The 7,742-nt window shown below is 73.4% G+C and carries 1 protein-coding gene; it reads left to right on the forward strand.

All coding sequences use genetic code 11. The features are described 5' to 3' along the window. Positions 1-7,742 (forward strand): SDR family NAD(P)-dependent oxidoreductase (locus tag ACFZB9_RS36750; protein ID WP_391454499.1); only part of this gene is annotated, 7,742 nt, incomplete at both ends.

Below are 7,742 nucleotides of genomic sequence, written 5' to 3' on the forward strand. Positions count from 1 at the left end.
ACCCACGCCCGCGGCCGCGCCCTGCCCGGACCGGACACCGTGCCCGCCGCTACCGATCTGGACGCGCTGCGCGCCCGGCTCGCCCCGGTGCGCGAGCGGGCTGGCGCCTACGCCGACTACCGGGCCGCGGGCTTCGGCTACGGCCCTTCCTTCCAGGTCATCGAAGAGATCCGCAGCGGCGAGGGCGAGGCACTGCTGCGCCTGGTCGGCCCCGAGTCACCGGCGGGTATGGTGCTGGCGCCGGCGTTGCTCGACGGCGCGCTGCGGGCCTGCCACTGGGCCGGGCGGAGCGCCGCGCCCCGGCCTGGCGAGCTGGCCGTGCCGTTCAGCCTCGGTGCCGTCGAGGTGTTCGCCGCGCTGCCCGCTGTCGTCTACGCGCATGCCCGGCTGGTCTCCGAGAGTGCCGGGGTGCGGCGCTTCGACCTCACCATCCACGACGAGCAGGGCCAGACCTTGGCCGTGTTGCGGGACTTCGCCGGCCGGACGCCGAACGCGCCTGCCCCTGCGGCTGGTTCGCCGCGCGCCTACCAGCCGTACTGGCGTACCGCCGTCGAGCCGGATTCCGGTGCGGCGGCCGGCACCCTGTTGCTGGTCGGCGAACTGCCGGGCCTGGAGCCCGCGCTGGCCGCGACCGGAACGTGGCGGCGGATCGTCACCGTCGCCGAAGACCCCGACCGGATCGCCGGGTTGCTCACCGAGCTGGGCGAACTGCCCTCGCTGGACCTGGCGTTCGTCTCCGGCTTCGGCAGTGGCCCCAGCTTGACACCGGGCACCGGCGACGCCTTGGTGCTGGACACCGAGTTGGACCGGGCCTGCTTCGCGGTGTTGGAGGTGCTGCGCGCGGTCGAGTCGGGGGTGCTTCAGGGGCGGGTGCGCTGTGTGATCGCCCACCCGCAGGACGATGGGCAGGACCGTGCGGGGCGCGCGGCGCTGGCCGGCTTCGCCCGCTCCACCGGCCCGATCGCCCCCCGCCTCGAACTGCTCACCCTGGGCCTGCCCGCCGGCGCGGCCGCCGCCGAGGTGGCCGCCGCGCTGGTCGTCGAGCTGCGCGCCGCACCGCGTGCGGCTGGGCTGGAGGTGCGCCGCACCCCGGCCGGCGACCGGGAGGTGCGCGTGCTGCGCGCGCTGCCGGACGGCGCTGCGGTCGGTTCGCCGTTGCGCGAGCGGGGCGTCTATGTGATCACCGGCGGCAGTGGGGCGATCGGCCGGCTGCTGGCCGAGCACCTGGCCCGCAGTTTCCGGGCTCGTCTGGTGCTGATCGGCCGCTCCGCGCCGGACGCCGAGACGGCGCGCTGGCAGCAGTCGCTGGCCGAGCACGGCGCGCAGGTGCTCGCGCTGCGCGCGGATGTGGCGCGGGCCGGGGAGCTGGCGGCCGCGCTGGCCGTGGCCAGGGAGCGCTTCGGTGTGCTGCACGGGGTGTTCCACCTGGCCGGGGTGGCCGACGACGGGCGGGCCACTGATGGTGGCCGGGAGCGGTTCGCCCGGGTGCTGGCGGCCAAGACCCGGGGCCTGGTCCACCTGGACCAGCTGACCCGCGAGGATGCCCTGGACCTGTTCACGGTGTTCTCCTCGGTCTCCTCGCTGGTCGGCGACTTCGGCGCGGCGAGCTACGCCACCGCGAACCGCTTCGCCGACCTGTACATCGCGCGCCGTGAGGCCTGGGTGGGCGAGGGTGTCAGGAGTGGGCGCAGTCTCGCGCTGGATTGGCCGCTGTGGTCGGTCGGCGGGGTCGACGCGCTGGTTCGGGCCGAGGAGTTGACCGCTTACACCCGGCGCAGCGGTATGCCCGCGCTGACCGCCGAGCAGGCGCTGGGCGCCTTCGAGTACGCGCTGACGGCCGGCGCGTCCTGGCTGCTGCCCGCCTGGGGCGAGGCGGCGACGATGGACGCGGCACTGCTGGAGCGGGCGGAGCCGTCACGGCCCGCACCCGCACCCGAACCCGCGCTGGTGAATGATGGCCGGCGCACCCGGGCGGCGGTGGTGGAGTACCTGCGCACGGTGCTCTCCGGGGTGCTCAAGCTGCCCGCGGGGCGGCTGGACAGCCGGGTCGCGCTCGACGACTACGGTCTGGACTCGGTGCTGGTCATGGAGTCCAACACGCTGCTCGGCAAGGACTTCCCGGGGCTGCGCGGCACCGTCTTCTTCGAGTGCCGCACCGTGGACGAGCTGGCCGATCACCTGCTCGCCGAGCACCCGGAAGCGGTGGCCCGCATGTTCCCCGAAACCGCCGCACCAACCCCCGCCCAGGTCAGCCCCGTTGCCGTCACCGCCGCTGCTCCCGCCGTGAGCGCGTCGGTGCGTCCGGAGCCGGCCGGCGATGAGCCGATTGCGATCATCGGTATCAGTGGGCGTTATCCGCAGGCCCGTGATCTGGATGAGTTCTGGCGCAACCTCGCGGCCGGGCGTGACTGTGTGACCGAGGTTCCCGCGGACCGTTGGGATGCCGAGGCGCTGTTCGATGCCGATCCGGCGGCGCCGGGCCGTAGTTACAGCCGTTGGGGCGGTTTCCTGTCGGATGTGGACTCCTTCGACTCGTTGTTCTTCCAGATCTCGCCGGCGCAGGCTCGTTCGATGGATCCGCAGGAGCGGCTCTTCCTGGAGACGGCGTGGTCGGCGCTGGAGAATGCGGGCTATCCGCCCTCGCGTATCCCCGCGCCGCGGTTCGGCGGTCAGGGCCATGATGTCGGGGTCTTCGTGGGTGTCATGTGGGACGACTACGCGATCCTCGCGGCGGCGGAGTCGGCGCGCGGCAACCATCAGGTGGTGCTTGCCAACCGGTCGGCGATCGCCAACCAGGTCTCCTACTTCGGTGACTTCCGCGGTCCGAGTGTGGTGGTGGACACGGCTTGCTCGGCTTCGCTGGTGGCCCTGCACCAGGCCTGTGAGAGCCTGCGCCGTGGCGAGTGCTCCTATGCCATCGCCGGTGGCGTCAATGTGGCGGTGCATCCGGACAAGTACGTGCACCTGAGTCGTAAGACGATGCTGGCCTCGGACGGGCGCTGCCGGGCGTTCGGTGCGGGGGGCAGCGGTTATGTGCCGGGGGAGGGTGTGGGCGCGGTGCTGCTCAAGCCGCTCTCGCGGGCGGTCGCGGACGGTGACACGATCCACGCCGTGATCCGGTCGACCGCCGTCAATCACGGTGGGCGCACCAGCGGTTTCACCGTCCCCAACCCGCACGCCCAGCAGGCCCTGGTGGAGCAGGCGCTGGCCGCCGCCGGGATCAGCGCCCGCAGCATCGGGTGTCTGGAGGCGCACGGTACCGGCACGGCGCTGGGCGATCCGATCGAACACACGGCGCTGGCGCAGGCGTTCGCCAAGCACACCGCCGACACCGGGTTCTGTGCGCTGGGTTCGGTGAAGTCCGCGATCGGCCACTTGGAGGGCGCGGCCGGGATCGCGGGGGTCACCAAGGCGGTGTTGCAGCTGCGGAACGGCACCCTGCTGCCCACCCTGCACGCCGAGGAGTCCAACCCGGTCATCGACTTCACCCGCTCGCCGTTCACCCTCCAGCGGGAGAGCGCGCCCTGGCCGCAGCCGCGTGATGCCGAGGGCCGGGTGCTGCCGCGTCGGGCCGCCGTCAGCTCCTTCGGGGCGGGTGGGACCAACGCGCATGTGATCCTGGAGGAGTACCTCGCCCCGGAGCAGTCCGCTGCCCCGGCTGGGCCGGGCTCGCCCGAGCTGATCGTTCTCTCGGCCCGGGATGAGGGTCGACTGCGCGCGTACGCGGCCGAGTTGGGCCGCGCGCTGACCGACCCGGCCCACCCGGCCCACCCGACCCACCCGACCCACTCGGTCCAGCCGGTCCAGCCGGCGCATCCGGTGCGGCTGGCCGACCTCGCCTACACGCTGCGGGTGGGGCGGGAGGCGATGGGCGAGCGGCTGGCGTTCGTTGCGGCCGACCTCGCGGAGGCGGCCGAGCGGTTCGCCGCTGTCGGGCGCGGCGAGGGCGGGCAGTGGCTGCACCATGGGCGGGTCAGGCAACACCCGCCGCTGGAGGGCTTGTTCACCGAGGGCAGCGGCGGTGAGGAGTTCCTGGCGGCCCAGGTGCGCGCCGACGGGGACGACCTGCTGGCCCGGCTCTGGGTCTGCGGTATCGCCCTGGACTGGGACCTGGTGCACCGGCTGCGCCCCGCCGCCCGGCGCAGGGTGCCGCTGCCGACCTACCCGTTCGAGCGGGTGCGGCACTGGCTGGACCTGGGCGCTGCGGCAACCCCAGTGCCCACGAAGACGGTTGACCCGTCCCCACGGGTCTGGCGGCGGATCCTCGCAGCCAGTGAACCGGTGCTGCGCGATCATGTGGTCGCCGGGCGCCCGATCCTGCCGGGTGTCGGTCACCTCGACCTGGTCGCTGAGGCCCGCGGCGGGCTGATCGGCCAGGCGCTGGCTGACGTGCGCTGGCTGGCGCCGCTGGCCGTGGAGGGTACTGAGGAGCAGGTCGAGGTCCGGTTCGAGGACGAGCAGGGCGGGGAGCGCTACGAGGTGCTGGGCGCCGACGGCGCGGTGCGTTCGCGTGGGCGGCTGGTGGCCGCGTCGCCCGCGCCCGGGGCGGTGGACCTCGCCGCGCTGCGGGCGGGTCTTTCGGCCGGCCCCGACGGGGAGGCTTTCTACCGGCTGCTCGCCGGGCAGGGCCTGCCGTATGGGCCGTTCTTCCGTCGGGTCGAGCAGGTGTGGACCGGTCGGGACGAGGTGCTCGGCCGGATCGGCGCGGTCGCCGAGGAGGCGGCCCACCTGCTGCACCCGGGTGTGCTGGATGCCGCGCTGCACACTGTCGCGGCGTTGCTGGTGCGGCGTCGTGGCGGGCAGGCTCGGCCGATGCTGCCTTTCGCGGTGGACCGGGTGGAGGTCTTCGGCCCGGTGCCACAGGCCGGCTGGTCGCACGTGCGGGAGACCGGGCCCGACCGGTGTGACGTGCTGGTGCTGGACGAGGCGGGCGCGGTGCGGGTGCGCTTCACCGGCCTGACCTACCGGGAGGCCAAGCCCCCGCTGCAGGTCGGCTACCGGCCCACCTGGACGCCCCAGCCCGCCGAGGGCACGGCGCCCGCTGTTGGCCGGGTGCTGCTGGTCGGCGCGCGGCTGGACGAGGCCATGGCCACCGGCATCGCCCGAGCACACCAGGGCGCCCAGGTGCGGCGCCTGGCGATCGGCCCGGGCGGGCTCACCGATGCCGAGCTGGACCGGGCGCTGAGTGAGGTGGGCGGGCCCGAGCTGGTCTACTTCCTGGGTGCGGAGCCGGAGCGCGAGCCTGTCGACCGGGCGGGGGTGCGGGCGGCGTTGGAGGAGAGTGTGGTCTCGCTCTACCGTCTGGTGCGCGCGCTGGACCGGCACCGTTTGTTGGAGCGGGAGTTGGGTCTGAAGGTTGTCACCGCCGGTGTCCATCCGCTGGAGGCGGGTGACGACTCGCGGCCGTGGGCGGCGGGGCTGGCCGGGCTGGCGATGGTGGTCGGCAAGGAGTTTCCGAACCTGAAGGTGGCGCTGGTCGACCTGCGCGCGGCGGAGGCCGAGGCCGGGGCTGTGGTGGCCGAGGTGGTGGCCGAGCCGTTCGCGGCCAGGCCGGTGCCGGTCTCGCTGCGCGCCGGGGTGCGGCGGGTGCGGGTGCTGGAGCGGGTCGAACTTCCCCTGGAGACCTCGCGGTTGCGTCAGGGCGGGGTGTATCTGATCATCGGTGGTCTGGGTGCGGTGGGGCGTGATACCTGCCGGTATCTGGCCCGGGCCTACGGTGCCAGGCTGGTTGTGGTCGGGCGTTCCCCGCTGGACGGGCCCCGGCGTGAGAGGGTGGCCGAGCTGGAGGCGGCCGGGGCTCAGGTGCGTCATCTCGCGCTGGATGCCACCGACCCGGTCGCGCTCGGTGAGGCGATCGCCTTCGCCAAGCGGGAGTTCGGCGCGCTGCACGGTGTGGTCAACGCCGCGATGGTGCTGGTCAACCAGGTGGTCCGGGAGCTGCCGGAGGAGGGGCTGCGCGCGGCACTGGAGTCCAAGACGGACGCCACCTGGAGCGTCCTGCGGGCAACGGCCGGGGAGCATTTGGATTTCGTGCTCTTCTACTCCTCCGGGGTCGCCTTCGAGGGCAACCACGGTCAGGCGGGCTACGCGGCGGGCTGCACCTTCGCCGACGCGTACGCGCTGCATGCCGCGCGTGCCCTGCCCTTCCCGGTGCGGGTGCTCAACCTGGGGTACTGGAACGCGGGTGGCGACGAGGAGCGCGAGCGGGTACTGCGCCGTTTCGCGGCGGCCGGGATCCGGCCGATGACGGCGGAGCAGGGGATGGCGGTGGTCGAGCGGGTGCTCGGTGGTGAGCTGCCGCAGTTGCTGGCGCTCGACGCGGATCAGCGGATCCTGGACAACCTGGGTGTGGCGCCGGAGCGCACCCTGAGCGTGCTGCCGGGTACCGTTCCGGCCGTGCTGCCCGTCGTCCGCTCCCGTCAGGAGGGTGTGTCGGAGGGTGAGCTGGTGGAGCATCAGCTCGCGGTGGTGGAGCTTGAGGAGCTCGCTCATCGTCTGCTGGCGGCGGCGCTGGACCGGGCTGGGCTGTTCGAGGCGGTCGGGCACGGGTGTTCGCGTGCGGAACTGGCCGACCGAATAAGCGTGGTGGCCGGGCATGCGGCGCTCTTCCAGGTGCAGCTCGACATGCTGGCCGGCGCCGGGTACCTGCGGATCGATGGCGACCGGGTGAGTGCTGGGGGCCGTGCGGTCGAGGGGGAGGCGGGGGCGGTCCGTGAGCTCGAAGAGCTGGTGGATCGTCGGAAGAGTGTGGCCCCGGTGGCGGAGTTGCTGCGGGACTGTCTGGCGGTGCTGCCCGAGGTGCTCACCGGGCGGATCGGCGCGATGGAGGTGCTCTTCCCTGATGGTTCGCCCGAGCGGGTGGCCGCCGTGTACCGGGGTGATCCGGTCACCGACCGGTGCAACGCGGAGGTGGCCCGGCTGATCGTCGAGCAGGTCCAGGCCCGGCTGGCCGCCGCCCCCGGCGCCACGGTGCGGGTGCTGGAGGTGGGTGCCGGCACGGGTGGCACCAGTACGGCGGTGCTCGCCGCGCTGGCGCCGTACGGGGACTCGGTGGACTACCTCTTCACCGACGTGTCGCCGGCTTTCGTCCGCAAGGGCCGCCAGCGCTTCGGCGCCGACTACCCGTTCGCGCGGTTCGAGGTGCTGGACATCGAGGCGGAGCTGGCCGGGCAGCCGGCCGCCGCGCTCGGTGGGCACGATGTGGTCTTCGGCACCAATGTCTTCCACGCGACCGGCCGGTTGGGGCACACTCTGGCGCAGACCAAGCGGCTGCTGGTGGCGGGTGGCGTGCTGTTGATGGTCGAGGGCACGCGGGCGCAGCATCAGCTGGCGTTGGTCTTCGGTCTGACGACGGGTTGGTGGCTGTTCGCCGACCCCGAGCAGCGGTTGCCCGGCTCGCCGCTGGCGAGTGAGCGGCAGTGGCGGGACGCGTTGGGGGCCTGTGGGTTCGGGTATCTGAGTGCGGCCTCGCCCACCACCGAGGCGGGCCCGGCCTTCCAGAGCGTGATCGCGGCGGTCAGCGATGGCCTGGTGCCCGCTGTCCGCCAGGCCGCGCCCACGGAGGTGGCGCCCACGGCGCAGGCGCAGGAGCAGGCACAGACCCAGGCCGAGGCCGAGACGCCGGCCCCGTCGCCGGTCCCGGCTCGCCAGGACGATGCGTTGGAGCGGGTGACGGCGGTTTTCGCCAGGGTGCTGGAGATGGCCCCGGAGCAGCTGGACCCTGACCTCACCTTCGAGAACTA

This window comes from Kitasatospora sp. NPDC008050, from assembly GCF_042957465.1.
GTDB lineage: Bacteria > Actinomycetota > Actinomycetes > Streptomycetales > Streptomycetaceae > Kitasatospora.